This is a genomic window from Streptomyces sp. NPDC016469 (assembly GCF_040632905.1).
Classification (GTDB): Bacteria; Actinomycetota; Actinomycetes; order Streptomycetales; family Streptomycetaceae; genus Streptomyces.
On the sequence record NZ_JBEYCQ010000003.1, the window covers coordinates 293,659 to 316,427 of the forward strand.

Sequence of the window (22,769 nt, forward strand, 5' to 3'; positions counted from 1 at the left end):
AGGGCCCGCGAGGGTGCCGGCGGCGCGGGAGGGGGCGCGGGGTGAGATATGGCGAACCGTCAAAGGGCTTTCAGATCGCGGCCGGTTGTGTCTGGCTCCTCGTTGATGCGGTCCTGACGGCCTGTCTGCTGTTCCGCTACGGGATGTCGGGGTGGGCGGATGCCTACGACGATCCCGTCAACGCTCCCGCCGCTCCCGCGGAGGCGCGGCGCGCGGCGTGGATACTGCTGGGCACCGCGGTCGTGAGCGGCGGGTTCCTCCTCGTCCGGCACTACTGGGTGACCGGCGTCCTGCAGCTTCTCCTTCTCGGTGCCGGAGCAGGGATGTTCGTCGTCTTCGCCGAGCGCGGATAGGCACGGCGGAAACACGGTCGCGCCCGCCGGACGCCCGTTGCTACAAGTGGGGCATGGGAATCTGGACCGATGCCTTCGTCGCACCCCCCGAGCCGACGCTCCTCCGGCCGGAGGCGTTCGGACAGCTGGCGGTCGCGTTGGCGCGTGAGCGTGTGGTGCGGACGCCGTGGACACTGGTCGCCGGGCGGCTCTGCGTCAACGCGAGCCTCAACTGGGGCGGCGTCAGCGGGCGGGCCAGGTGGGACAAGCCGCCCGTGGGTACCGTGCTGCGGACCGAGGGGTTTCCGTGGGATACGGCGGAGCCGGACGACGAACCTCCGCCGTGGGGCCCCTCGCACGAGGAGGCGCGGCTGCTCGCCTCCGGTGAGAAGCTGCTCGATCTGCCGGTGGCGCTGCGGGACGCTCCGTACGGGGACGAGGACGTCGCCGTCGTCTTCGCGCACATGGACTTCGGCAACCGGGCCATCACCGACTACTTCTGGTTCGAGGACAGACGCACGACGCTGGCCTGCTTCGCCCTGGCGCGCCCGCAGAACCGGCCGTTCCGCGCCAACGCCCTCGCAGACATGGACAACAGGCCGCTGCACCCGGTGCGTACCTGCGTGGTTCATACCTTCAAGCACGCCAGAGGTTTCCTGGAGGACGAACCCCTGCCCGCGCTCGCCGCCGTGACCGCCCGCTACTTCGGGCCCGACCAGGTGTGCGGCAGGACCTTGAGCTGAACCGTCGGGGGTCGCCGACGGCCCCGCACCCAACCGAGGCGTTCGCGTGCGGGGCCGCGCGGAGCGACGGGATCCTCAGACCCCGGTCAGGTTGTACGTGCCCGTTCCGTCCTGCCTGCCGCTGGAGTACTGGCGGATGAACTCGCCGTCCACGTAGCGGTCGTGGCCCATCATGGAGCCGGTGTACTTGTTCTGCACGCCGATCGACGTGCTGCCGGGTACGTCGCGGTAGATGTAGAACCGCTGGAGGTCGTCCTCCGCGCAGGAGGCCGTCGTCAGGATCGCGCGTTCAGTGGACGCGTCCTGTTCGGCGATGGTCGCGCAGCCGCCGTTGCCCCAGTTCCACAGGGTCGCTTCGAGGACCCCGTTGTTCTCCGTCACGTCGCACAGCCGCCAGTTGTCCAGGTGGGCACTGAAGATCGTGGACGGCCGCAGACGGACGCCGTCGTTGGCGAGGAGCGGCGCGCCCCAGGACAGGGGTTTACCGGGCACGGCGATCTTGTACGCGGTGGACTGGCAGGCGAGAGCCGCTTGCCCGAGGGCCCTGGGCCGCTCGGCGGACGTGCCGGGGGCAGGAGCCGTGGGCTGCGCGAGGCGGTCCTGGCGCTGCTTCGCCGTCGGTGCCACCGCGCCCGCCGGGTGTGCGGCCTTCGCAGTGGGTGACCCGCAGTCGAGGAGAGTCTGCGCCTTGGCCATGACGCTCCCCGCGGGCACCTGGTCCTGGCAGCGCACGGCGCCTTCCTCCAGGGTGGTGTACGTGGTGAAGCTGCCGCTGCCGGGGCCCTCGGTCCACCGCAGTGCCCAGCTGCCGTCGGTCTGCTGGGCCCGGTTGCAGTTGAGGCTTCCGTAGGTGCCGGTCACCTTCTTGGTGCCCTTGTAGACACCGTAGTAGCCGGGCCGGTTGAAGTTCCAGGTCACCGCGTTCGACTCGGTGTTCGTGGTGGAGGACTCCATCTTCACGCTCAGGCCCACGCTCACGCCGGCCTTGTTGAGGGCGTCGACGGCGAAGCTCGCGTCGATCTTGTCGTCGAGGCCGACGGAGACCGTGATGGTGGTCTCCGTGGTGGTGGTGACGGCTTGTTCGCCGGTGGTGCCCTCGGTGACGTACCAGCCCTTGAAGTGGGTGATCGTCGGGGACACTTCGGTGCTCGTGATGTACGGGTGGCGGGTGCCGAGGTCGGCCGTCGTGCAGGCGTCTCCGGGCTGGGGCGAGGCCGTCTCGGTGGGTGCCGCGGCGGCGGGTGCGGCGGCGGGGCCGATCGCGGTGACCGCCAGGGCCGTCGCCGTGGCCGTCACCGCGATGAGCAGACCGGCGGAGCGGCTGCCGGAGCGTAAGCGTATGGGTCGCATCGTGACGTGTTCCCCCTCAGGTGTACGGGTCCGGATCGGGGTGAATGTATCGGCCACGGGAGTTGCGGCGTGAGGGCCGAACTGGCCAGAGATGTGCCGTGAGCGGCCGGAACCCCCGGGTCGGACCGCCGCAGGGGTCCCGGAATGTGGCGGCGGAGCTGCGGGGCGTGCCTCCCCTCAGCGCGGCAGCGCCAAGGGGCGCGGGCAGCGGCCCCGGGTCCCCGGTGCGGGCGAAGGAGGCCCAGGCGGCGCGCGTCCCCCGCCCCACCGCGTCCACCTCCGCCCAGCTGACGTCACCCAGCATCGGCGTGCGCCGCCAGACGTGCTCCGACCCGAGGAGCAGCTGGATCTCGACGCAGTGCGTGGCGCCGTGAGGCGAACCGGCGGGCCGCCAGTCCAGCCGGTAGCCGTAGGCGCGGGCGCCGTGGCGTTCCAGCCGCTCGCGCAGGTCCCGCAGGGTTCCTCATAGAGCCGCCGGGTGCGTTCGGCGACGCTTCCCGTGTCGGACGGGCCCTCGGGGAAGGCCGACATGTCGTCGGCGTTCCACCCGTACAGCACGTCCGGGGCGGGTCCGGTGAAGGGTGCTGCCCCGGTTTCCGCGGGCAGGGGCGCGACGCCGCCGACCGGGCCGAACGGCGGGGCCAGGAAGTCGCCGGTCCGCCGCTGGTGGTCGGCCGCGGTGCGCGCCTGGGCGGCGAGCAGGTCCGCCGCCGGGGCGGAGCGGGGGTCGGCGCCGAGGTGGGCGGCGAAGAGCCTTCCAATCTCCCTCGCCTCGGCCGGGGTGCGGGTGGCGATGGACAGCGGCGGGCTCTGCAGGATCACCCGGCCGAAGAGCCCGCAGGCCTCGGGGATGCGGAGCACACGGGGGCTGGGGGCAGACCGCGCCGGACCGCGGTGCGGGCTCCTCGGCCGTCACGGGGCGCGGCCGGGCGAAGCGGAGCGCTGTGGTGTAACGGATGGGGCCGGTGCGGACCGTCCGGGGGGTGTTCATGCCTTGCCTGCCGTTTCGGGGGCCATGTCGGCGAACAGGGCGCCGAAGTCGGCCTGTCCGACCCCGAGCTTGCGCTGCACGGCGGGCGAGGTCAGGCCGATCTTGCGGCCGGCCGGCCGCCGGCCCTCGGCGAGCGAGCGTTCGACGTACAGCCGCTGTACGGCGTACGCGGCCGCGACGTCCTCCTCGGGGAGGAGCGTGCCTCTTCGAAGCGACGCACGAGACCGTGCACCTGGGCGTGCGCGAGGGCTTCGAGGTGGTGTACGTGGAACGCATCCACGGCCATGACGCACTGGCCCTGCCGTCACGCATCGGCGGCCGGCTGCCGCTGACGTGCACCGGGGTCGGGAAGGCCCTGCTGGCGTTCTCGGACGGTGCCCTGGTCGAGGAGGTGCTGGACCGGCCGCTGCCGCGGCTGAGCCCCCACTCGATCACCGACCCGGCGCGGCTGCGGACGGTGATCGAGCAGGTCCAGGTCTCCGGGCCGGCCTACGAGGAGCAGGAGGCGCCCCTCGGCGTCAGCTGCATCGCCTCACCGGTGTTAGACGGCCCGACCGCGGTGGCGGCCCTGTCGGTGGCCGTGCCGCGCGCCCGGTTCCGGCCCGCCCAGCCGGCACCGGCCGTGCGCACGGCCGCCCTCGGGCTCTCCCGGGTGATGCGCGGCACGGGCGCGGCGCGCGACCGCTCATGAGGGCCGCGGCTGCCGGTTCTTCCCCGCATCGTGGCGGCCGGTCACGACTGCGCGCACGGCCCGGTCGCCGCGGGGGTCGGCCATCAGGCGGGCGATGTCCCACCAGCGCAGCAGCAGCGCCGGGAAATGCGGCGGGATCGCGTTCAGGCGGTCCTGCTCGAACCGTGCGCGGACGCTCTCGTGGCGCAGGGCGATCCGGATGTCGTCGAAGGACGGCGGCCTGTGGCGTATCGCGGGCGGCAACGCGGCCTCGTACTCCGGCGCCGGCTCGCGGCCGGGCTGCGCCATGATGTTCCCGCGCAGCGCGGAGGCGATGTCGTTCTCCAGTTCCTCCTGGGCCTCGACGGCGCGCCCCCACCAGTGGTCCAGGAAGGTGGCGACGGCTTCCGGGTCGGCCAGGTCGAGCGCGTCGCGCCGCTCGTCGAACGCGTCGCGCTCGTCGTGGGGCAGGGCGTCCCGGATCGCGCCGAGGGTCTTCGCGGGATGGCGCGGCGGGGCCTGGCCGAGGTGGCGCACCCACTGGTCGCCGCCCTCGCCGTCCGGGGGTCCCCACACCAGGGCGCCGTTCAGCATGCCGGGTTTCTCCGGGCCCGCCGCCGTCAAGGGGGCTTCCAGGCTGATGGCCATGAGTTCGAGATAGGCGGGCAGCGACCTGTACTCCCCGTCGCGTTCCCCGTACCTGTTCCAGCGGTACACCTCGCCGGTGCGGCCGTCGAGGTAGAGGCCGGAGGCGGTGTCGTCGGGGCGGTAGGAGCAGAACGGGATCCACGAGGGCTCCCAGAACGCCGGGAGGCCCTCGCCTGAACCGACCTCCTCCTGGACCTCCATCTGCCGCCGGTGGACCTCGGCCACGGCGTCGAGTGGCATCAGGGCCCAGTCTCCCAGCATGAGCCCCGAGCCGTTCCCGCCGTCCTCACCGGCGGAGAGCCGCCACAGCGCTGTCAGCTCTTCCGGGATGTCCGCGCCCAGGGTCGCTTCCAGCGCGGCTATTTCGTCGTCGGATGCGCCTGGCCGGAGGGCCGCGTAGGAGAGCGGGGTGTAGTCGGCAAGCCATTCCAGGATGTGCGCCCATGCCCGGGTGACCCGGATCGACGGTGCGTCAGTAGTCATGGCCCTACGCTCGCACCGCCCCCCGGGGCGTCGTGCGGCGGGGCGGGCCAACACCCGTCGAGCGATGGGCCATTCGCCCTTGAAGAATCGATTCGACGGCCCTCGATCGAGGGAGAGCGTGTTGGCTCCCCGGCGGCGGGGGCATCTCTGGGACCGACCCGAAGGACAACAAGAAAGAGGTCGATCCCCAGTGTCCCTTCGCTCTCTCACCAGGGCTTTCGGCGCGGCCGCCGGCGCGGCCGTGCTTCTCGTGGCCGTGCCCGGCTCGGCGTCGGCCGCGACCGGCCAGTTCCGGTACTCGTACACCACCGCGGACGGGTACGAGGCCGTCGGCTTCCTCAACAACCCCGAGAGCGGCCGGTGCGTCAACCTGGACGCCCCCGCGTCCGTGCCCGGTGCCCCCTCGCGGGCGCCCAAGAACCTCACGGACGCCACCGCCATCGTCTTCCTGGACGCCGACTGCGAGGGCGACACCTACTACGTCCTGCCGCCCGGCAAGGGCGCGTCCGACCGGCTGCTCCTGCGGTCCGTCGTCTTCTCCTGAGCCATCCGCCCGAGGGGGCCCCGTCCGGATGCCCCGGACGCGGCCCCCTCGGGCGTGGCCCCCCCAGGGCGTGGCCCGCGCGTCTGCCGGTGCGGGCCGGGCGGGTGCGGTGTAGAGAGGAGTCATGCCGCAGCACGCCGAAAGACGCCGCCGGCCGCTGCGAGCAGGCCGGGCACTCCTCGCCGTCCCCATCGGCTGGATCATCGCGGTCTTCCTGGTCGATGTCCTCGCACCGCCCGACATCCATCTGGGCCCGCTGCTCGTGGCGGCCCCGGCGGTCACTCCCTCGATCGGCGGCCCCCGGGCGGTCGGGTTCGTGGCCGCGCTGGCGGTGATCGCGCAGACGGCGGTCGGGGTGCTGCGCGACCCGGACGAACTGCTCTCGGCCAACCACGAGGCGCAGATCGTCGCGCTGGCGCTGGTCGGGATCTGCCTCGTCGTCCTCTGCGTCCTGCGGGAGCGCCGCGCCCGGGAGCTGGAGCAGGTGCGGTACGTCTCCGAGGCGGTCCAGCGGGTGGTCCTGCCCCCGCTGCCCCGGCGTCTCGGGCCGTTGCGCGCGGCCTCGCTCTACCTCGCGGCGGAGGCGGAGGCGCAGATCGGCGGGGACCTGTACGCGGCGGCGCGCACCGGCACCGGGACGCGGCTGATCATCGGTGACGTACGGGGCAAGGGGGTGAGCGCGGTCAGCGACGCGGCGCTGCTCCTCGGCGCGTTCCACGCCGCGGCCCGTCACCGGGCGAGCCTGGCCGAGCTGGTCGCCTATCTGGACGAGAGCGTGTCCTGGGGGCTGCCGGGGTCGGACGGAAGCGGCCCCGGGGAGTCGTTCATCACCGCCACCGTTCTGGACATCCCCGACCGGCACGACCGCGTGCACATGGTCTCCTGCGGCCATCCCCCGCCCGTCGTCCTGCGCGACGGACGGCCGCTGACCATGGACGCGGCCTCGCCCGCTCCCCCGCTGGGGCTGGGCGGCCTGTCGCAACCGCGCTATCACGTCGACAGCTTCCGGTTCGTTCCCGGCGACCTTCTGCTGCTGTACACCGACGGTGTCACCGAGGCCCGTGACGCCTCCCGCGCCTTCTACCCGCTCGCGGAACGCGTCACCGGGTGGCCCGGGGGCGACCCCGACTCCTTCATCGAGCGGTTCCGCGACGATCTGCTGCGGTACGTCGGCGGGCGACTGGACGACGACGCGGCCATGATCGCGATCGGGTACGCCGCCGCCCCTGGGGCCTGACTTCGCGGACTCGGGCCGGCTCCCCCTTGACGACTCCGTTGGTCCAGTCCAGCCTTGGCACCGCATGAGTTGTTGTGCCCCTGCCAAGACGATGAGGTCCGCCATGTTCCGCAGTCCTTCCCCCGCCGGCCGGTCCAGGCGTCCGGTGCGGCGCACCGCTGTCGCCGCGTTGCTCGTCGGCGCCGGCCTGCTCGGCACACCCGGTGCCGCCTCGGCCCTGTCCGGGGCCACCGACGCGACGGTGGTGCGGGTGACGAACGGCAAGGAGCTCAAGGCCGCGCTGGCCGCCGCCGTACCGGGGCAGAGGATCGAGCTGGCGGACGGCTCCTACTCGGGCAACTTCAAGATCACGCGGGGTGGCACCGCGAGCGCACCGATCACCCTGGCCGGCTCGCGGGCCGCGGTCCTCACCACCCCCACGGGCGGCGGGAACGGCATCCAGCTCACGAGCGCGCCGTACTGGGTGATCCAGGGCATGACCGTCACCGGCGGCCAGAAGGGCATCATGATCGACTCGTCCGGCCATGTCGTGGCCGACTCGGTGGAGATCCACCACACGACCATGGAGGGCATCCACTTCCGGACGTCGAGCAGCTACGGGACGGTCCGGAACTCCTTCATCCACGACACCGGATTGTCCGGCAACGGCATGGGCGAAGGGGTGTACGTCGGCACGGCGAACACCCCCACGGACGCCAGCGACCACGTACGCATCGTCGACAACGTCATCGGCCCCGGCATCGGCGGCGAGAACATCGACGTCAAGGAAGGCACCACGGGCGGCCTGATCTCCGGGAACACCTTCGACGGCGACGGCCTCACCGGGGCCAACTACGACGACTCGTGGGTCGACATCAAGGGCAACGGATACACGGTCGAGAACAACCGGGGCACCGGCACGACCAACGACGGCTTCCAGACCCACACGCAGGACCCGGGCTGGGGCTGCGGCACGGTCTTCCGCAACAACACCGCCGACCTGACCGGCGCCACGGGCCCCACCCGCTTCGCCATCGACGTCACCAACTACGCCTCGTCGGACTGCCCCGCCACGGTGACCTCGGACAACCGGGTGACCGGCGGCGCCGGACTGGTCAACCCGGGCGTTCCCGTCACCTGACCGTCGCCGGCGGGCTGCCACGGCGCGCCGGGCACCACGAGGGGGCTGCCCGTGACCGGGTCGGGGACGACGGTCGCGTCTGGGCCGAAGACCGCGCGGACCAGGTCGGCGGTGACGATGGCGGACGGCGGCCCCTCGGCGACGACCCGCCCGTCGCGCATGGCGATGAGGTGGTCGGCGTAGCGCGCGGCCTGGTTGAGGTCGTGGAGCACGGCGACGACGGTGCGGCCGCGCTCGTGGTTGAGGCGGCGCACCAGGTCCAGCACCTCCACCTGGTGGGCGATGTCGAGGTACGTGGTCGGCTCGTCCAGCAGCAGGATCTCGGTCTCCTGCGCCAGGGCCATCGCGATCCACACACGTTGCCGCTGGCCTCCCGAGAGCTCGTCCACCGACCGGTCGGCGAGCGCGGTGGTGCCGGTGTGCTCCAGGGCCTCCGTAACGGCGCGCTCATCGGCCTCGGACCACTGCTGCCACCACTTCTGGTACGGCTGGCGGCCGCGCGCTACGAGGTCCGCGACCGTGATGCCGTCGGGTGGGACGGGCTCTGCGGAAGCACGCCCACCGTCCGGGCGATCCGGCGTCCGGGCAGCCCGGCCAGCTCCGCGCCGTCGAGCAGTACGGAGCCGCCGCTCGGCTTGAGCAGCCGGCCCAGGGCGCGCAGCAGCGTGGACTTGCCGCACGCGTTGGGGCCGACGATGACCATGACCTGCCCGTCGGGATTCTCGAGGTCCAGTCCGTCGACGACGGTACGGTCCTCGTACGCCAGCGTGAGGGACCGGGCGGCGAGTCGGCTGCGGGTCATGAGGTGCCTCCGGAACGGCTGCGTCCGCGCGCGATCAGCCACATCAGGTAAGGGGCGCCCACCGCTGCGGTCGGGACGCCGCCGGGAAGTTCGACGGGTGAGAACAGGCGCCGGGCCAGCAGATCCGCGACCACGACCACCAGGGCGCCGGTGAGCGCCGAGGACAGCAGCGGGGTCTGCGGCGTACGGGAGAGCCGGCGGGCGATCTGCGGTGCGAGCAGGGCCACGAAGTCGACGGGGCCGCACGCTCCCGTGGCCACGGAGGCCAGCACGATGCCGAGGGCGGTCAGGCCGAGCCGCACCCGGTCGAGCCGGATGCCCAGCGACGCCGCCGTGCGTCGTCCAGGGACGCCCCGCGCTGGGCCCTGGCCGCCCACAGCATCGCGGGGATCGCGAGGAGCAGGACCGTCGCGAGCGGTGCGGCGTCCTCGTAATGAGCGAACCGGTGAGCCAGACCTTCGCCTGCTGGGCGACGAGGAAATCGCCCTTCGTGAGGAACAGCTGGGTCAGCGAGCCGAGCGCGACGGAGACCCCGATGCCGATGAGCACGAACCGCGAGGCGTGCATGCCGCGGCGCCAGGCGAAGGCGTACACCAGCAGCGCCGCCGCCGGGCCGCCGGCGACGGACACGTAGGGCGGTGCGGTGTAGCCGGCCAGGCCGAAACTCATCGCCGCGACCGTCGCGGCCCCCGCCCCGTGCGTCACCCCGATGGTGTCGGGGCTGGCCAGGGGGTTGCGGGCCACGGTCTGGATGAGGGCGCCGGCCACCCCGAACGCGAGTCGGGCCAGCAGTCCGACGGTCAGGCGCGGCAGCCGAAGGGTGCCGACGACGAACGTGTCCGGGCTCGGCCGGCCGAGCAGGACGTCCACGACCGAGCCGGGCGGGACGAAGGACTCGCCGACGCACAGGTACGCCACCACGGCGGCCAGCAGCAGTGCGGCGAGCGCGACGGCCACGAGCGAGGCCCTGCGGTGCACGAGGAAGCTGGCGCGTCCGGGGCGCAGCACGGTGTGCCCGGCCGGCCTGACCCGGGGCGCGGCCACTGCGGTGCGGTTCATGCGGCGACCACCGCCCTGCGCCGCACGAGGGCGATGAGGAACGGGACGCCGAGCAGCGCGGTCATCACGGCGACCGGTACCTCCGAGGGCGGGAACACGATGCGGCCGAGCACGTCGGAGAGCAGGATCATCACCGGGCCGAGCACGGCCGCGACCGGCAGCACCCACCGGTGCGCCGTGCCCACCAGGGCCCGCGCGATGTGCGGAACGGCCAGTCCGGTGAAGGCGATCGGGCCGGCGGCGGCGACCGCCGCGCCGGTCAGCACGGTCGCCGCCGCCGCGCCGCCCGGGCCCCGCTCCGGGAACTCGGGCAGGGCTTCGCGGGCCCGACCCGGCTCAACTCGCCCGACTAGCTCATCAGAGCGTGCAGTGCGGTGATGACCTGACGGCCGGTGGGATCGGTGAAATCGCGGACCATGCCCGTGGTCAGGCTCGCCACCGAGGACACGGTGGCTCCCGCCGCCTCGATCCGACGCAGCGCCGCCGTCTCCGTGCGCTCGGACATGCCGCCGCAGGCGTCGACCGGGACGATCACGTCGAACCCGTCGGCCAGGGCGTCGAGCGCGGTGTGCAGCACCACGATCTCGGAGGTCACTCCGCAGAGGACCAGGGTGCCGCGGCCCCGGGCCGCCACCGCTTCGCGCCAGGGCCGGTCGTCCCAGCAAGACGGTCCGCCGCGCACGTACGGGGGCGCTTCGGGGAGTTCGGCGATGATGCCCGGGCCGTCGGGCCGGGGCGCGGCCGACACGCTGAACGGGATGTCGAGCACCTGGGCGATCTGGCCCAGGGCTGCCGCAGAGCGCCTGATGGCCGTCGGGCTGTTCGTCCGGCTCAGCGCCACGATGCTGTCCTGCAGGTCCGCGAAGACCACCTGCACGGTACGAGGGTCGATCACTGTTCTTACCTCAAATCATTCATACCCTGAATGGTTTGAGGAAGGTAGCATGCGGTTCGTGAACGATGTCAAGTGGACCGAGACCCTCAGCTTTCGCCTGGGTTCCCTCGGTGCGGTGATCTTCGACCAGTACGCGGAGGCTCTGGCCGAGGTCGGTCTGAAGCCCAAGCACGTCGGCGTGCTGGGTGTCCTCGATGCGGGGCTGGCCGCCTCCCAGTTGGAGATCGCCCGGCAGATGCGAGTGGCCCCGAGCCTCGTCGTGTCCCTCGCCGATCACCTGGAGTCCAAGGGCGCGATCAAGCGGCTGCGCGATCCGGCCGACCGGCGCCGCCAGATCCTCAGCCTCACCGACGAGGGCCGCGAACTCCTCGGGCGGTGCACGGCCATGGCGCTCGCGATCGACGCGCGCCTGGACGCCGGCCTCACCCCGCCCCAGCAGGCCGCACTCCGTGACGCACTCGGCCGCCTGGCGGAGGCGTACGGCCTTCCGGTACGCGAATAGCACGTAACCGCCTCCCGGGCTCCCGGGACGTACGCCGACCGGAGGACGCGTGGGGCGACACGCCGCAGTGAACCCCGCATCCAGCGGCCGCCGGGGGTGAGATCGCCCGATACGCGTTCCGGCAGGAGGCAGGCGCGCGTGCGAGAGCGAAGAGGGGTGCCGCGCATGCCCGGACCGCCGGACGGGGAGGGCGCGTGAAGGGCGTGCCGGGGCCCACGGGCCATGTCGTCGTGGTGGGCGCGGGCTTGTCCGGACTGGCCTGTGCCCTGCATCTGCTGGGGGCGGGCCGCCGGGTCACCTTGGTCGAACGGGACGCGAGTCCGGGGGGCCGGGCGGGTCGGGCGCGGCTGGGCGGGTTCGAGATCGACACCGGCCCCACGGTGCTGACCATGCCGCACCTGGCCGACGAGGCGTTCGCCGCCGTGGGTGACAGCCTGTACCGCCGGGTCGAACTGACGGCCCTGCATCCGGCGTACCGGGCCTGCTTCGCGGACGGGTCCTCGCTGGACGTGCACACCGACGGTGAGGCGATGGAGGCGGAGGTGCGGCGCTTCGCCGGACCGGCGGAGGCGGCGGGCTACCGCGACCTGCGGCGGTGGCTGGAGCGCCTGTACCGGGCGCAGATGAGTCGCTTCATCGACACGAACTTCGACTCGCCGTTCGGGCTGCTGCACCCGGATCTCGCCCGGCTCGCGGCGCTGGGCGGGTTCGGACGCCTCGACGGCCGGATCGGCCGCTTCCTCTCCGACGAACGCCTGCGGCGCGTCTTCTCCTTCCAGGCGCTGTACGCCGGTGTGGCCCCGGCCAGGGCGCTCGCGGCCTACGCCGTGATCGCCTACATGGACACCGTGGCCGGCGTCTGGTTCCCGAAGGGCGGAATGCACGCACTCCCCCGGGCCATGGCCGACGCGGCGGCGGATTCGGGCGCCGATCTGCGGTGGTCGGCCGAGGTGAGCGCGTTGGAGCGGTCGGCGGGGCGGGTACGGGCCGTGCGCCTGGCGTCCGGCGAGCGCGTCCCCTGCGACGCGGTGGTGCTGACGTGTGAACCGGAGGCCGCCTACCGGCTGCTGGGGCGCCGCCCGCTGCGGCCGGCCCGGCCGCGCCACTCACCGTCCGCCGTGGTCCTGCACGCCGGTACCGACCGCACCTGGCCGCACCTCGCGCACCACACCCTCTCGTTCGGCGCCGCTTGGGAGCGGACGTTCGAGGAGCTGACCCGTGCGGGCGCGCTGATGAGCGACCCCTCGCTGCTGATCACACGGCCCACGGCGCACGACCCTTCGCTGGCGCCCCCGGGCCGCCACCTGCACTACGTCCTCGCCCCGTGCCCCAACACCACGACCGGTCCCCCGGCCACCGCCTGGGCGGACCTCGGTCCCCGCTACCGCGACACCCTGGTCCGCGAACTCGAACGCCGGGGCCTGGACGGGTTCGCGGACAGCATCGAGGAGGAGCTTCTGGTGACCCCGCTCGACTGGACGGCCCGGGGCCACGCCGCCGGCAGTCCGTTCTCCCTGTCCCACACCTTCGCCCAGACCGGTCCCTTCCGTCCGCGCAACCTCGTGCGGGGGACGGAGAACGCGGTCCTGGCGGGGTGCGGCACGACCCCGGGCGTCGGCGTGCCGACGGTGCTCCTCAGTGGCAAGCTGGCCGCCGCCCGGATCACCGGCGTCGCCGGTCCGCGGGCCCGCCGGGTGCGCACCGGCCCTTCCCCCCTGGTCCGGGCAGGTGCCGATGACCCGTCGTGAACTGGACGCGGCCGGCATCACCGACCCCGGGCTGCGCACCGCGTACGGCCGGTGCCGGCAGCTCAACGCCCGCCACGGCCGTACCTACTTCCTGGCCACCCGGCTCCTGCCGCGCGAGCGGCGATCCGCCGTGCACGCCCTGTACGGCTTCGCCCGCTGGGCCGACGACATCGTCGACGACCTGGACCGGCACAGGACGCCTGCCGAGCGCGACCGGCTGCTGCTGCGCCTGGAGAGCGACCTGGCGCACGGGCTGAGGACCGGCACGGGTGACGAGCCGGTGGTCCGGGCGGTCGCCGACACCGCCGCCCGGTACGGCATCGGACACGGCCTGTTCGCCGACTTCCTGTCCTCGATACGGGCCGACCTGACCGTCACCCACTACCCCACCTATGCCGACCTGCAGACATATGTGCACGGTTCGGCCGCGGTGATCGGCCTCCAGATGCTGCCGGTGCTCGGTACGGTCGTCCCCCGGGAGGACGCCGAGCCGCACGCGGCCGCGCTGGGGGTGGCGTTCCAGCTCACCAACTTCGTACGTGATGTGGGTGAGGATCTCGACCGGGGCCGCGTCTACCTGCCCGGCGATCTGCTGTCCTCCCACGGCGTGGACCGGGCGCTGCTGGAGTGGAGCCGGCGCACCGGGCGCACCGACGCGCGCATCCGGGCCGCGCTGGTGGCCGCGACGGAGCTGACGCGGGGTGTGTACCGGACGGCGGAGCCGGGCATCGGCATGCTCGATCCCCGGGTGCGACCTTGTATCCGGGCGGCGTTCACCCTCTACGGCGGAATCCTCGACGCGGTCGCCGAGCAGGACTACCGCGTCCTGCACCGCCGCGCGGTCGTCTCCCGGCGACGGCGCGCCGCCACGGCCGCCGTCGGGGTGCTGCGGGTGACCGGAGCCCGGTGGCGGGCGCGCGACCGTGGCCCGGCCGTGGGCCACGGCCCGGAAGCCGAGCGGAAGGAACCGGTGCGGTGAGCCGGCGGAACGGGAAGCGGTGGTCGCCGCCGCTGCGGCTGCGGCGTTCGGGACCCGGCTGGGCGGCGCAGGAGCCCACTTGGCGCGAGGCGCGCCCCGCGCTCGTCGCCGGGGCGCTGAAGCGGGCCATGACACGCCCGTCCGGCAACTGGTACGTGGTGGGCGCCTCTCGCGAGGTGCGCGTCGGTGAACGACCGTACGGCCGGACGGTCGGCGGCACGGAGGTCGTGCTGTGGCGTACGGACGGCGGTGAGCTGCGCGCCGGGTCCGGTGTCTGCCCGCACCTGGGTGCACCGCTGCGGGACAGCCGGGTGGTGTGCGGCACGCTCGTGTGCCACTGGCACGGACTCGCCCTGGACGGCGCCCCGTTCGCCGGCTGGGAGCCCTTTCCGGTGTACGACGACGGCGTACTCGTGTGGGTGCGGCTGGACGAGGTGGGGGGCGAGGAGCCCACCGAGCGGCCCGTGGTGCCGGTACGGCCCGCGCGCGGTGGCGCGGTGGACGCGGTGTTCACGGCGGCCGGGCGGTGCGAACCGCAGGACGTGGTGGCCAACCGGCTCGACCCGTGGCACGGCTCGTGGTTCCACCCGTACTCGTTCATCGATCTCTCGGTGGTGCGTGAACCGCGGGGAGACGACGACGCGTTCGTGGTCGACGTCTCCTTCCGGGTGGCGGGGCGTCTGGTGGTCCCGGTGCGGGCCGAGTTCACGGCGCCGGGGCCGCGTACCGTCGTCATGCGCATCACGGACGGCGAGGGCGTGTCCTCCGTCGTGGAGACACACGCGACGCCCCTGACCCGTCCGGATCACGAGCGCCCGCGCACCGCCGTCGTCGAGGCGACGGTCGCCGCATCGGACCGGCCGGGCTTCGCGGTCGCCCGGGCCGTCGCCCCGGTGCTGCGGCCGCTGATGCGCCGGACGGCCGGGCGGCTGTGGGTGGACGACCTGGCGTACGCGGAGAGGCGCTGGGCGCTGCGCAGCACCGGGCGCTTCCCGGGCTGACGCGTTTCAGGTACGCCCTGCGGCGGCGAGCGCCCGGAGTACGCGGGAGCGGCCCCTCCGGGGCACCGTCCACAGCACCTGGCCCCGCACACCCCGGTCGGCGAGCAGGGCATTCGCCGCCAGGAAGCCGGTGGTGGCGGCCCGTTCCATGAGGGCGACGGGCAGGTCGCAGCGGATCCCGTCCCCCGCGAGGGCCAGCCAGGGGTGCGGGGTGCGCACGGTGGGGCGCAGGTGGTACGTGCCGGCCTCGAAGAGCGGGCAGTCGGAGCGCCACTCGTGCCGGGCGTCGACCACGCGCGCGTCGCGGGTCTCCGGGTACACCCGGTGCAGCCGGTCGACGAGCCGTTCCTGCACCTCCTTGTGTTCGGCGCCCGGATCGACGGCGTACGCGTGCAGTTCCACGACGGAGCCCCCGGTGCGCGCGGCCCAGCGGGCGGACTCGCCCTCGTACCGCTCCAGGGTGCTGATGTTGTCGAGTCCGTCGTAGCCGCTGGTGCCGAGGAAGCCGGGCCGGTCGGCGCGGACGGGCCGGTCGAGCCAGAGCCGGGACACGAGGAAGGGCGGTGCGGTGCGCAGGCCGGCGATGCCGTCGCGCCAGCGTGCGGTACCGAGGCCGGGAGACGCGGCGACGGTGTGCCGCAGGCCCTCGGTGTCGAGGGCGAGCACCACGGCGTCGTGCCGGTGGGTGCCGGCCCCGGTGAGCACGTGGGCCCCGCCGCCGTCACGAGGGGCGATCCGGTGCACGGGCGTCCCGGTGCGGATGTCCGCGCCGAGGCCCTCGGCGTACCCGGCGAGCGGTTCCCAGAGCGCCTGGGGAAAGGGCTCGGCCGGTACGTCGAAGAGCAGGCCCTCGGCCGAGCCGAGGAAGTAGATGTGGAACATCAGCAGCAGTTCGGCGGCGGACAGCCGGCGCGGGTCGGCGAAGAAGCTGCGGGAGAACACCTCGAACGCCAGGTGATGGGCCGCCTCCGGGAAGCGCACGCGCTCCAGGAAGGCGGTCGCGCCGACGCCGTCGAAGCGCGCGTACACCTCGGGGACGCGGACGTCGAGGAGCGGAAGCGCGGCCCGGGGGTCCATGGCGGCCAGGTCCCGCCATCCGAAGGTGGGGCTGAGCGCGACGAAGCCGAGTGCGCTGAGCGGCGGCGTCCTCGGGACCCGGGTGAAGCTGTCGGTCAGGCCGCCGCTGTGCCGCAGGGGGTAGTCGGGCAGCGGTACGAGTCGGGCGAGGGCGGGGTCGGTACGCCGGAGCAGACCGCGCAGGTTGTAGTACTGGCGGAAGAACGCGTGGAAGCCGCGGGTCATCGTCACCTGTGAGCCGTCGGCCAGCACGGTGCGGTGGCCGGAGAGGCGGCCGCCGAGTGCGTCGTCCTTCTCGTACAGGGTCACCCGGGCGCCGCGCTCGGCCAGCAGGGTCGCCGCGGAGAGGCCGGCGATGCCGCCCCCGACGACGGCGACGGACGGCTCGTCACCTCGCCGGAAGCGTGCGGCGCCGGGTGCGGGCCGGAGGACTTCGGCCTTGCGGTCGCGGCCTCGTCGGGCGGTGGGGGGTCGGGCGTTCACGGGGCGGGCTCCGGTGTCGTGGCCGGGTGGCCGTTGCGGGCGAGGAAGGTGTGCACGATGCCGGTCTGCCAGCCGGCGACGGGGGCGATCCGCACCGAGGTCAGACCGGCCAGGGCGAGCCGGTCGGCGAAGACGGGTGCGGTGTCGAAGGAGATGACGCTGCGCCAGAGGTGCCGGTAGAGGATCCGGTCGCCGGTGAGCGCGCCGGCGGGGATGATCACCCCGTGGCAGACGGCGGTCCACAGTGCCCGGTGCGCCCGGGAGCCGCTGAGGCTGTACTCGTGTGCGGCGAAGCGTCCGCCCGGCGCCAGCAGGGCCCGTACGGACCCGAGGACCGCGTCCGGGTCGGTGACGTTGCGGAACAGGTAGGCGGCGAACACCGCGTCGAAGGGCCCTTCCCCGGCCGTGGTCAGCTCCTCGGCGGTCAGGTGGAGGAAGCGCACGCGGGCCGGCCACGGCTTGGCCAGGGCGCGCCGCAGCATGCCCGCCGACGCGTCCACGGCGGTGATCCTGGCCAGGGGTGCGGCCGTGAGCAGGGCGCGGGTGGACGCGCCGGTGCCGCATCCGAGGTCGAGGAGGTGCAGTCCGGCGCCGCCGCCGGGGAGGCGGAGGCGGCGGGCCGAGCGCAGGAGGTCGGTGCGGTAGCCGGGGTTGAGGGAGGTCAGGCCGTCGTAGGTGCGGGAGGCGTGGTCGAAGGCGCGGGCCAGGTCGTGGTCCCGCAGAAGGGTCATCGGTGGTTCTCTCCGTCTCTGGCGGTGGACCGGGTCCGGCGCGGGAGGAAGGGCAGTTCGGCGGCGGTGGCGAGCATCGGCCGTACGGGGGTGCGCAGCCCGATGCCCCACTCCTCCCGGAACGAGGCAGTGCCGTCGAGGAACCTCAGCAGCCGTTCGGCCGGGACGCGGCGGAACAGGCCGGTGAAGAAGTCCGGGCCGTCGATCCGGCCGGTGTCCAGCGCACGGAGCACGATGGCGTCCATGGCGAGCGCCCGCCGGCCGTGGGGCGCGGGGACGGTCCCCCGTCCGTCGCGCAGGGCGGCGGCGATGGCCCGGCTCTGCCGTTGCACGGCGGCGAAGGTGTAGCCGGTGGCCGGGCGGGTGGCACCGCCCGCGGTGCCGATCCGGAACACCGAGGGCCCGGCCCGGTGCGGGAAGCGGGCGTCGGTCATCGGAATCGCCCCCTGCTCCGTGCGCTCCACCGTGAGCGCGCCGAGCCGGAGGACGTCGCGGCAGTAGTGGCCGAGCGCCGACTCGTACGCCTGGGTGGTCAGCGGACGGCCGGAGAACTCGGTGTACTCGACGAGCGCCCGGTCCGGGGCCAGGGGCAGCACATAGCCGAAAGCGAGTCCGTGGGCGGGCTGGGGGACGCGGAAGTCCATCAGATCGGCGATGCCGGGATCGAACCGGGCGGTGGCGGTGCGGACGAACCAGCCCCGGAAGTGCTGGAGCAGCCGGGTGCGCGCGGGCGGCAGGGCGGGCAGGGGCCGGGAGTCGAACACGCGGCGGGCGCGCACGTCGACCGTGGACCCGTCGGGCAGCGTGCAGCGGACCTCGGCGCCGCCGGGCACCTCGCGCACCGCGTCCGCCGTGGCCCGCAGGAGGTGTCCGCCGTCCGCTCGGGCCAGGCGGCCGTGGACCAGGCGCTCGAAGTCGGCGGAGCGCACCATGCGGTAGGTGAAGGGGGCCGGTTCGACGGTGACCGGACTGCCGTCGGCGCCGTGCACGCGCAGCACGGACCAGGACGCGCTGACGGCTTCGTCGAGGCCGTCCGCCTCCGCGTGCCAGTAGCACCAGGTCCGCTCCGCCGGGCGCGGCGGCCCGTCCGGCGGCTCGATCACGGTCACGGTGGCGGCGCGGCTCTCCGTCAGACGGTGCGCGAGGCTCAGCCCGGCCGCGCCGCCCCCGACGACGGCCACGTCGCAGCGGCTCATGGCCGGCGCGCCAGGTCCGCCGCCACCTCCCGGGCGGCCCGGGTGCCCGAGGCGAGCGCGCCCTGGACGGAGCCGGTGGCCCGGTGGTCCCCGCACACGTACCGGCCCGGGCGGAAGCGAGTGGGGCGGCTCAGCTGCCACGGCGGGCGCATGGCCGGCAGGGCGCCCTCCACGGTGCGGGCGGCGATCCGCGTCCAGCCGCTCGTATCGGTGGCGTACAGGTCGGCCAGGCGCCGCAGGACCGCCTGGGCACGGCCCGGGAGGTCGGCGCCCAGCACGGAGGTGGAGATCAGCGCGGTGCCGGGCGGCGCGTACGTGGGGGCCACCTCGCTGAGTACGCAGGTGTTCAGGACCGGTCCGGTGCTGTCCACGAGCAGGGTCGGCTCGGCGAGCGGTGTGCGGTCGGTGGCGTGGTAGTACGTGGTGACGGTGCGCGTGTCCGGCACGGTCAGGTCCGGCAGCAGTCGGGCGGCGGCCGCCGGTTCCGTCGCCACCACGACGACGCTCGCGGGGACTTCGCTCCCGTCCTCCAGGGCGACCCCCGTCCCGGTGATCTCCGCTACGGGGGCGCCGAGCCGGAGGACACCGTCGGGCAGGCCCCGGGCGAGCTGGTGGGGTACGGCGCCGATGCCCTGCGCGGGCAGGCACAGCGTCCCGCGCACCATGCTCCGCCAGACCAGGTGGAAGAACCGGGCGGAGGTATCGAGACCGTCCTCCAGGAACACCCCTGCCAGGAACGGCCGGAGTACGCCGGTGATGACGTCGTCCGACAGACCGGCCCGGAACAGCGCCGCCGAGGTGGTCTCGTCGCGGCGGCGCCTGACGGAGGAGGCGGGGAGCACCGCGTCCCGTGCCGTGAGGGCCGCCAGTGCGCCCAGGTCGCGCGCGGAGAGGACCCGGCCCGGCAGCAGGGCCCCCACCGCGCCCTGTTCACGCGTCGGGTCGGCGAGACGGACGGGACCCGTCCGGGTGTGGGCGATGATGCCCGCGGTGAAAGGCCGCAGGCGCAGGCTCCTCAGGTCCAGGCGCCGTTTCACCTGCGGATACGAGGTGTTGAACACCTGGAAGCCGCGGTCGAGCAGAAATCCGTCCCGGCGGTCCGTGCGCATCCGGCCGCCCACCGAGTCGGACGCCTCAAGGAGGGCCACCTTCAGGCCGGAGCGGCAGAGATCCAGCGCACAGGCCAGTCCGGCCAGGCCCGCTCCGACGACGACGGCGTCCGTGGGCCGGCGGTGCTCGTCGGTCATGCTGCTCCTCGTGCCGTCGGTCATCCGGTCCAGCCGACCACGTTCCGCGGGCCGATGCGAGGAGCCACGCATGTGCGGACCGGGTGACAGACAGCAGCCGGCCCCGGTCCGCGAGCGGACCGGGGCCGGTACTCCCGTACGCCGCGTCAGCCGCCCGAGCAGACCGCGCCGTTCAGGCGGAAGACGGCCGGGTCGGGGTTGGGGCCGTCGTTGGCGCCGACGAACCCGAAGGAGGCGGTCGACCCGCCGTCCGGAGCCAGCGCGCCCGCGCCGTCCGGAGCGGTGACCCGCACATGGCTACCGGTCTGGTGGAACGTAGCGTTCCAGCCGGAGGAGACCGACTGGCCCGTGGTCGGCCAGTCCCAGTCCACCGTCCAGCCCGTGATCGGCGTGCCCGCCAGGTTCCGCACGGTCACGGTGGTCACGAAGCCGTTGCCCCAGCTGGAGTCACGGTGGTACGTCACCGAGCAGACCGCGTCCGCCGGGGTTCCGGTGCTGAAGGTCAGCGGCGAGGACGGGCCGGAGATCCGCCCCGCCGAGTCCGCCGCCAGCACGTTGACCGTGTGGCTGCTGCCCGGGGGCAGGTTCCGCAGGGTGACCGAGGTGCCGGTGGTCTCGCCGACCAGGTGGGTGTGGGCGCCGTCGCGCTCCTGGACCAGGTAACGGGTCGCGCCCGTCGCACCGTCCCAGCTGAGGCGCGCGGTGGTGTCGGTGACCGCGTCCAGGCGGGGAGTGCCCGGGGTGCTCGCGGCCGAAGCGGCCGGACCGGTGCCGGACTTCGGTTCGAGGGTCAGGGTGAGCAGCGCGTACGGGGGCACGGTGACCCGGGACGCGGACGCGTCGCCGTCGGTGACCTCGGTGATGTCGCTGTCGCCGGGTGCGTAGCGGCTGATCTCCGGCGCGGTGGCGGACGGGGTGAAGCCCGCGTAGTCGAGGGCGACGGTCCGTGCGGCGTCCGGGTCCTTGTTGACGAGCATGACGCTCAGCCGCCCGTCGTCGCGGAGCACGGCGTGCGCCGAGACGTCCTGCGCGGAGGACTCGGCGGCGACCATGGTGTCGCCCGCGGTGCCCAGTTCGGCGGTCATCTTCATCCCGTAGTACGGATGGAACGGCGTGTTCGGCGCCGGCTCGCAGACGTCACCGGTGCAGGCTCCGCTGGACAGCATGCCCATGTCGCCGTAGTCGGTCTCCCCGTCGACGGTGGTGATCTCCCCCGCGCCGTTGTGGGTGTTCCACCAGTCGACGTTGAACACGCCGTTCTCCAGCGCCGTCATGAACGCGTCGGCGGCGAACAGTCCGTTGGGGCGGGCGGTGAGCCGGGCACCACCGGTGTTGGTGTTGATCTCGGTCAGCGCGATCTTGATGTCCGGTGAGTGCGCTCCGGCGACCCGGTCGATCTGGTTGCGCACCTCCCGGAGTTCACCGGGCAGTTTGGCCAGCCGGGACATGGCGGCGTCGGCGGTGGTGTCCGAGCCGCCCGCGTACCAATGGACGCTGACGAAGTCGATGACGTCGGCAACGGCCGGGAGCACGGTGTGGTTCCAGTCGCCCGCGTCGCCGGTGCCGACGACGCCGTCCGGCCACTCCCCGGGGCTGGTGAGGACCGCGCCGATCTTGACCGTGGGGTCGACGGCCTTCATCGCCGCCGCGTAGGCGCGCACCTCGCGCGCGTACTCCTGCGGGCTCTTGTCCTCGTGCTCGTCGTTCTCCCAGCCGCTGCCGTAGTGGCCGTTGCCGTAGATCTCGTTGCCGATCTCCCAGTACTTCGCGCCGTACTTCTTGGTGACGTTCGCGTACCTGACCCAGCCGGCCGCTTCCTCCGGGGTGCCGGAGCCGTAGTTGGCGATGAGGATCGGCTGCGCCCCGGCGGCGCGGACGGTGCCCATGAAGGCGTCGAAGCCGGTGCCCGGGGCGACGTAGCCGCCGGGTGCCGTGTGCGTCTCCCAGTGGTAGATGTCCGCGTACGAACCTCCCGGGTAGCGCATCACCCCGACATCGGCCGCCGACATCAGGTCCGCCACCTCGGGGTCGTTCATGTGGGAGTCCCAGATGGCGGTGTTGACCCCGCGGGCGGCGCCGGTCAGCGTGCCCAGCGCCGCCTGGGCGTTCACCTGTACGTCGACGTCCGCTTCGCCGGCGGCCTGCGGTGCGGCGGGGGCCGCACCGGTCAGCGAGGCCAGCACGGCGAGCGAGGCGGCCAGGACCGCGGCGGCGCGTGCGAGGGGGCGGAAGCCGTGTGGGGGTCTGTGCGTTGGCGCCATGGGTGATCCTTCCTGGGATCTCGGCGGCACGGATGGGGTGGAACAAGAGCGTGGGAGCGCTCCCATCATGGGGAGGGATTTGACGCCCTGTCAACGGCGGCGGCACGCAAGGAAACTGAGCCGAATGGGGGCTTCCGGAGCGGCCCCGGTCTTCTCTACTGTCGATGACCGACTCATCCGGATCTTCTGGGAGATCACATGAAGCCTCAGAGCTTGTTCTGCTATACGTGCGACTCCGATGAGATGCACCGGCCTCTCACGGACGACGAGAAGGCATGGCTGAGAGGTGAGACGGGGCGCGCGAAGGTGGACGAGTTCTTCATGTGCGAGGCACCGACGTGCCGCAATGTCCGCAGCGGGTACGTCAAGCGCCCGTTCCATCCGGTCATCCGCATTCCGGTGCCCTGACCCGGGCCGCTCCGGCCCTCACGTACGCGGATCATGGCAGCGCGGGGCGCCCGACCCGTGAGGGCATCCGGGATGACGACGGACGACAGCCCGAGGACTTCCCGCACCGCCTCCGCGGTGACCACCTCGTCCGGCGCCCGCTGCGCCGGCAGCCGCCTCGTCGTCCCCGGGTACAGCCGGCAGCCCGGGGCGTCGAAACCCTGACGTTTCCCTGACCTGGCGAAGGCGGAGTTCTGCGGGAGTCCTGAACCGGCGCGCCTTG

At 73.4% G+C, this 22,769-nt stretch carries 19 protein-coding genes and 5 pseudogenes; 12 read left to right on the forward strand and 12 right to left on the reverse strand.

All coding sequences use genetic code 11. The features are described 5' to 3' along the window. The first annotated feature begins 41 nt into the window (after window positions 1–41). Both ABZ565_RS04990 and ABZ565_RS04995 read left to right on the forward strand, forming a co-directional pair. Window positions 42–353, forward strand: coding sequence for a DUF6234 family protein (locus ABZ565_RS04990; RefSeq protein ID WP_361020525.1), 312 nt, complete (start codon window positions 42–44; stop codon window positions 351–353). Window positions 354–406: 53 nt separating this feature from the next. Next, window positions 407–1,075, forward strand: coding sequence for a hypothetical protein (locus tag ABZ565_RS04995; RefSeq protein WP_361020527.1), 669 nt, complete (start codon window positions 407–409; stop codon window positions 1,073–1,075). A gap of 75 nt (window positions 1,076–1,150) precedes the next feature. On the opposite strand, the gene ABZ565_RS05000 is transcribed toward ABZ565_RS04995, so the two are convergent. Next, the gene (locus tag ABZ565_RS05000) at window positions 1,151–2,425 is read right to left on the reverse strand and encodes a hypothetical protein (protein WP_361020529.1); all 1,275 of its coding nucleotides are present in this window, start codon (window positions 2,423–2,425) and stop codon (window positions 1,151–1,153) included. Window positions 2,426–3,436: 1,011 nt separating this feature from the next. Continuing rightward, window positions 3,437–3,616 (reverse strand): annotated as a pseudogene (locus ABZ565_RS05005) (2-keto-4-pentenoate hydratase); the annotation flags it as partial. Between the two features lie 2 nt (window positions 3,617–3,618). Here ABZ565_RS05005 and ABZ565_RS05010 point away from each other — a divergent pair. Further along, window positions 3,619–4,107: pseudogene (locus tag ABZ565_RS05010) on the forward strand (IclR family transcriptional regulator C-terminal domain-containing protein); the annotation flags it as partial. On the opposite strand, the gene ABZ565_RS05015 reads toward ABZ565_RS05010, so the two are convergent. Then, window positions 4,102–5,217 carry an SMI1/KNR4 family protein gene (locus ABZ565_RS05015; RefSeq protein WP_361020531.1) on the reverse strand — a complete coding sequence of 372 codons (1,116 nt, stop codon included), beginning with the start codon at window positions 5,215–5,217 and terminating at the stop codon, window positions 4,102–4,104. The pseudogene ABZ565_RS05010 and the gene ABZ565_RS05015 sit on opposite strands and share 6 nt — an antisense overlap. Window positions 5,218–5,407: 190 nt before the next feature. On the opposite strand from ABZ565_RS05015, the gene ABZ565_RS05020 reads away from it, so the two are divergent. The 3 genes from ABZ565_RS05020 to ABZ565_RS05030 all read left to right on the forward strand — a co-directional run bounded on the left by ABZ565_RS05020 (window position 5,408) and on the right by ABZ565_RS05030 (window position 8,118). Next, window positions 5,408–5,761 carry a hypothetical protein gene (locus ABZ565_RS05020; protein WP_361020533.1) on the forward strand — a complete coding sequence of 118 codons (354 nt, stop codon included), beginning with the start codon at window positions 5,408–5,410 and terminating at the stop codon, window positions 5,759–5,761. A gap of 124 nt (window positions 5,762–5,885) precedes the next feature. Next, window positions 5,886–6,998 (forward strand): PP2C family protein-serine/threonine phosphatase, encoded by a 1,113-nt coding sequence (locus ABZ565_RS05025; RefSeq protein ID WP_361020535.1) that lies wholly within the window; start codon window positions 5,886–5,888, stop codon window positions 6,996–6,998. 103 nt (window positions 6,999–7,101) lie between these two features. Continuing rightward, window positions 7,102–8,118 (forward strand): right-handed parallel beta-helix repeat-containing protein, encoded by a 1,017-nt coding sequence (locus tag ABZ565_RS05030; protein ID WP_361020536.1) that lies wholly within the window; start codon window positions 7,102–7,104, stop codon window positions 8,116–8,118. On the opposite strand, the pseudogene ABZ565_RS05035 reads toward ABZ565_RS05030, so the two are convergent. From ABZ565_RS05035 to ABZ565_RS05050, 4 genes and pseudogenes are all read right to left on the reverse strand, one after another. After that, window positions 8,025–8,920: pseudogene (locus ABZ565_RS05035) on the reverse strand (ABC transporter ATP-binding protein). The gene ABZ565_RS05030 and the pseudogene ABZ565_RS05035 overlap by 94 nt on opposite strands. Further along, window positions 8,917–9,979, reverse strand: a pseudogene (locus tag ABZ565_RS05040) (iron ABC transporter permease). Before ABZ565_RS05040 ends, ABZ565_RS05035 begins: the two co-directional pseudogenes overlap by 4 nt. Continuing rightward, window positions 9,976–10,251: pseudogene (locus tag ABZ565_RS05045) on the reverse strand (iron chelate uptake ABC transporter family permease subunit); the annotation flags it as partial. The pseudogenes ABZ565_RS05045 and ABZ565_RS05040, both read right to left, overlap by 4 nt. A 77-nt stretch (window positions 10,252–10,328) precedes the next feature. Next, entirely contained in the window at window positions 10,329–10,874 is a 546-nt protein-coding gene (locus ABZ565_RS05050; RefSeq protein WP_361020538.1) for an isochorismatase family protein, read from the reverse strand. Window positions 10,875–10,923: 49 nt separating this feature from the next. Here ABZ565_RS05050 and ABZ565_RS05055 point away from each other — a divergent pair, with 49 nt between their 5' ends. The 4 genes from ABZ565_RS05055 to ABZ565_RS05070 all read left to right on the forward strand — a co-directional run bounded on the left by ABZ565_RS05055 (window position 10,924) and on the right by ABZ565_RS05070 (window position 15,104). After that, window positions 10,924–11,376: a MarR family transcriptional regulator gene (locus ABZ565_RS05055; RefSeq protein ID WP_361020540.1), complete on the forward strand. Its 453-nt coding sequence runs from the start codon at window positions 10,924–10,926 to the stop codon at window positions 11,374–11,376. Window positions 11,377–11,570: 194 nt separating this feature from the next. Next, window positions 11,571–13,124 (forward strand): phytoene desaturase family protein, encoded by a 1,554-nt coding sequence (crtI, locus tag ABZ565_RS05060; RefSeq protein WP_361020542.1) that lies wholly within the window; start codon window positions 11,571–11,573, stop codon window positions 13,122–13,124. Continuing rightward, on the forward strand, window positions 13,111–14,103 hold the full coding sequence (locus ABZ565_RS05065) for a phytoene/squalene synthase family protein (protein ID WP_361020544.1): 993 nt from the start codon (window positions 13,111–13,113) through the stop codon (window positions 14,101–14,103). Before crtI ends, ABZ565_RS05065 begins: the two co-directional genes overlap by 14 nt. Next, on the forward strand, window positions 14,100–15,104 hold the full coding sequence (locus tag ABZ565_RS05070) for a DUF5914 domain-containing protein (RefSeq protein ID WP_361020546.1): 1,005 nt from the start codon (window positions 14,100–14,102) through the stop codon (window positions 15,102–15,104). The genes ABZ565_RS05065 and ABZ565_RS05070 overlap by 4 nt, the downstream gene beginning before the upstream one ends. 6 nt (window positions 15,105–15,110) lie before the next feature. On the opposite strand, the gene ABZ565_RS05075 is transcribed toward ABZ565_RS05070, so the two are convergent. The 5 genes from ABZ565_RS05075 to ABZ565_RS05095 all read right to left on the reverse strand — a co-directional run bounded on the left by ABZ565_RS05075 (window position 15,111) and on the right by ABZ565_RS05095 (window position 22,099). Next, entirely contained in the window at window positions 15,111–16,664 is a 1,554-nt protein-coding gene (locus tag ABZ565_RS05075) for an FAD-dependent oxidoreductase (RefSeq protein WP_361020548.1), read from the reverse strand. Further along, complete coding sequence (locus ABZ565_RS05080) at window positions 16,661–17,395, reverse strand: methyltransferase domain-containing protein (RefSeq protein ID WP_361020550.1); 735 nt, start codon at window positions 17,393–17,395, stop codon at window positions 16,661–16,663. Before ABZ565_RS05080 ends, ABZ565_RS05075 begins: the two co-directional genes overlap by 4 nt. Then, window positions 17,392–18,591, reverse strand: a complete 1,200-nt coding sequence (locus tag ABZ565_RS05085; RefSeq protein WP_361020552.1) for a lycopene cyclase family protein — start codon at window positions 18,589–18,591, stop codon at window positions 17,392–17,394. The genes ABZ565_RS05080 and ABZ565_RS05085 overlap by 4 nt, the downstream gene beginning before the upstream one ends. Beyond that, complete coding sequence (locus tag ABZ565_RS05090) at window positions 18,588–19,838, reverse strand: NAD(P)/FAD-dependent oxidoreductase (protein ID WP_361020554.1); 1,251 nt, start codon at window positions 19,836–19,838, stop codon at window positions 18,588–18,590. The genes ABZ565_RS05085 and ABZ565_RS05090 overlap by 4 nt, the downstream gene beginning before the upstream one ends. A 146-nt stretch (window positions 19,839–19,984) precedes the next feature. Continuing rightward, window positions 19,985–22,099 (reverse strand): cellulose binding domain-containing protein, encoded by a 2,115-nt coding sequence (locus ABZ565_RS05095; RefSeq protein WP_361020556.1) that lies wholly within the window; start codon window positions 22,097–22,099, stop codon window positions 19,985–19,987. Window positions 22,100–22,297: 198 nt separating this feature from the next. Between ABZ565_RS05095 and ABZ565_RS05100 the strand changes: the two genes are divergently transcribed. Continuing rightward, window positions 22,298–22,507: a hypothetical protein gene (locus ABZ565_RS05100; protein ID WP_361020558.1), complete on the forward strand. Its 210-nt coding sequence runs from the start codon at window positions 22,298–22,300 to the stop codon at window positions 22,505–22,507. 72 nt (window positions 22,508–22,579) lie between these two features. Next, window positions 22,580–22,711: a hypothetical protein gene (locus ABZ565_RS05105; protein WP_361020560.1), complete on the forward strand. Its 132-nt coding sequence runs from the start codon at window positions 22,580–22,582 to the stop codon at window positions 22,709–22,711. Window positions 22,712–22,769: the final 58 nt, after the last annotated feature.

Excerpts from the sequence above, each read along its gene's own strand:
- ABZ565_RS05095 (WP_361020556.1), bottom strand. The coding sequence starts at position 22,099 with ATGGCGCCAACGCACAGACCCCCACACGGCTTCCGCCCCCTCGCACGC.
- ABZ565_RS05085 (WP_361020552.1), bottom strand. The coding sequence starts at position 18,591 with ATGAGCCGCTGCGACGTGGCCGTCGTCGGGGGCGGCGCGGCCGGGCTG.
- ABZ565_RS05055 (WP_361020540.1), top strand. The coding sequence starts at position 10,924 with ATGCGGTTCGTGAACGATGTCAAGTGGACCGAGACCCTCAGCTTTCGC.
- ABZ565_RS05090 (WP_361020554.1), bottom strand. The coding sequence starts at position 19,838 with ATGACCGACGAGCACCGCCGGCCCACGGACGCCGTCGTCGTCGGAGCG.
- ABZ565_RS05065 (WP_361020544.1), top strand. The coding sequence starts at position 13,111 with ATGACCCGTCGTGAACTGGACGCGGCCGGCATCACCGACCCCGGGCTG.
- ABZ565_RS04995 (WP_361020527.1), top strand. The coding sequence starts at position 407 with ATGGGAATCTGGACCGATGCCTTCGTCGCACCCCCCGAGCCGACGCTC.
- ABZ565_RS05080 (WP_361020550.1), bottom strand. The coding sequence starts at position 17,395 with ATGACCCTTCTGCGGGACCACGACCTGGCCCGCGCCTTCGACCACGCC.
- ABZ565_RS05100 (WP_361020558.1), top strand. The coding sequence starts at position 22,298 with ATGAAGCCTCAGAGCTTGTTCTGCTATACGTGCGACTCCGATGAGATG.
- ABZ565_RS05015 (WP_361020531.1), bottom strand. The coding sequence starts at position 5,217 with ATGACTACTGACGCACCGTCGATCCGGGTCACCCGGGCATGGGCGCAC.
- ABZ565_RS05030 (WP_361020536.1), top strand. The coding sequence starts at position 7,102 with ATGTTCCGCAGTCCTTCCCCCGCCGGCCGGTCCAGGCGTCCGGTGCGG.
- ABZ565_RS05105 (WP_361020560.1), top strand. The coding sequence starts at position 22,580 with ATGACGACGGACGACAGCCCGAGGACTTCCCGCACCGCCTCCGCGGTG.
- ABZ565_RS05000 (WP_361020529.1), bottom strand. The coding sequence starts at position 2,425 with ATGCGACCCATACGCTTACGCTCCGGCAGCCGCTCCGCCGGTCTGCTC.
- ABZ565_RS05025 (WP_361020535.1), top strand. The coding sequence starts at position 5,886 with ATGCCGCAGCACGCCGAAAGACGCCGCCGGCCGCTGCGAGCAGGCCGG.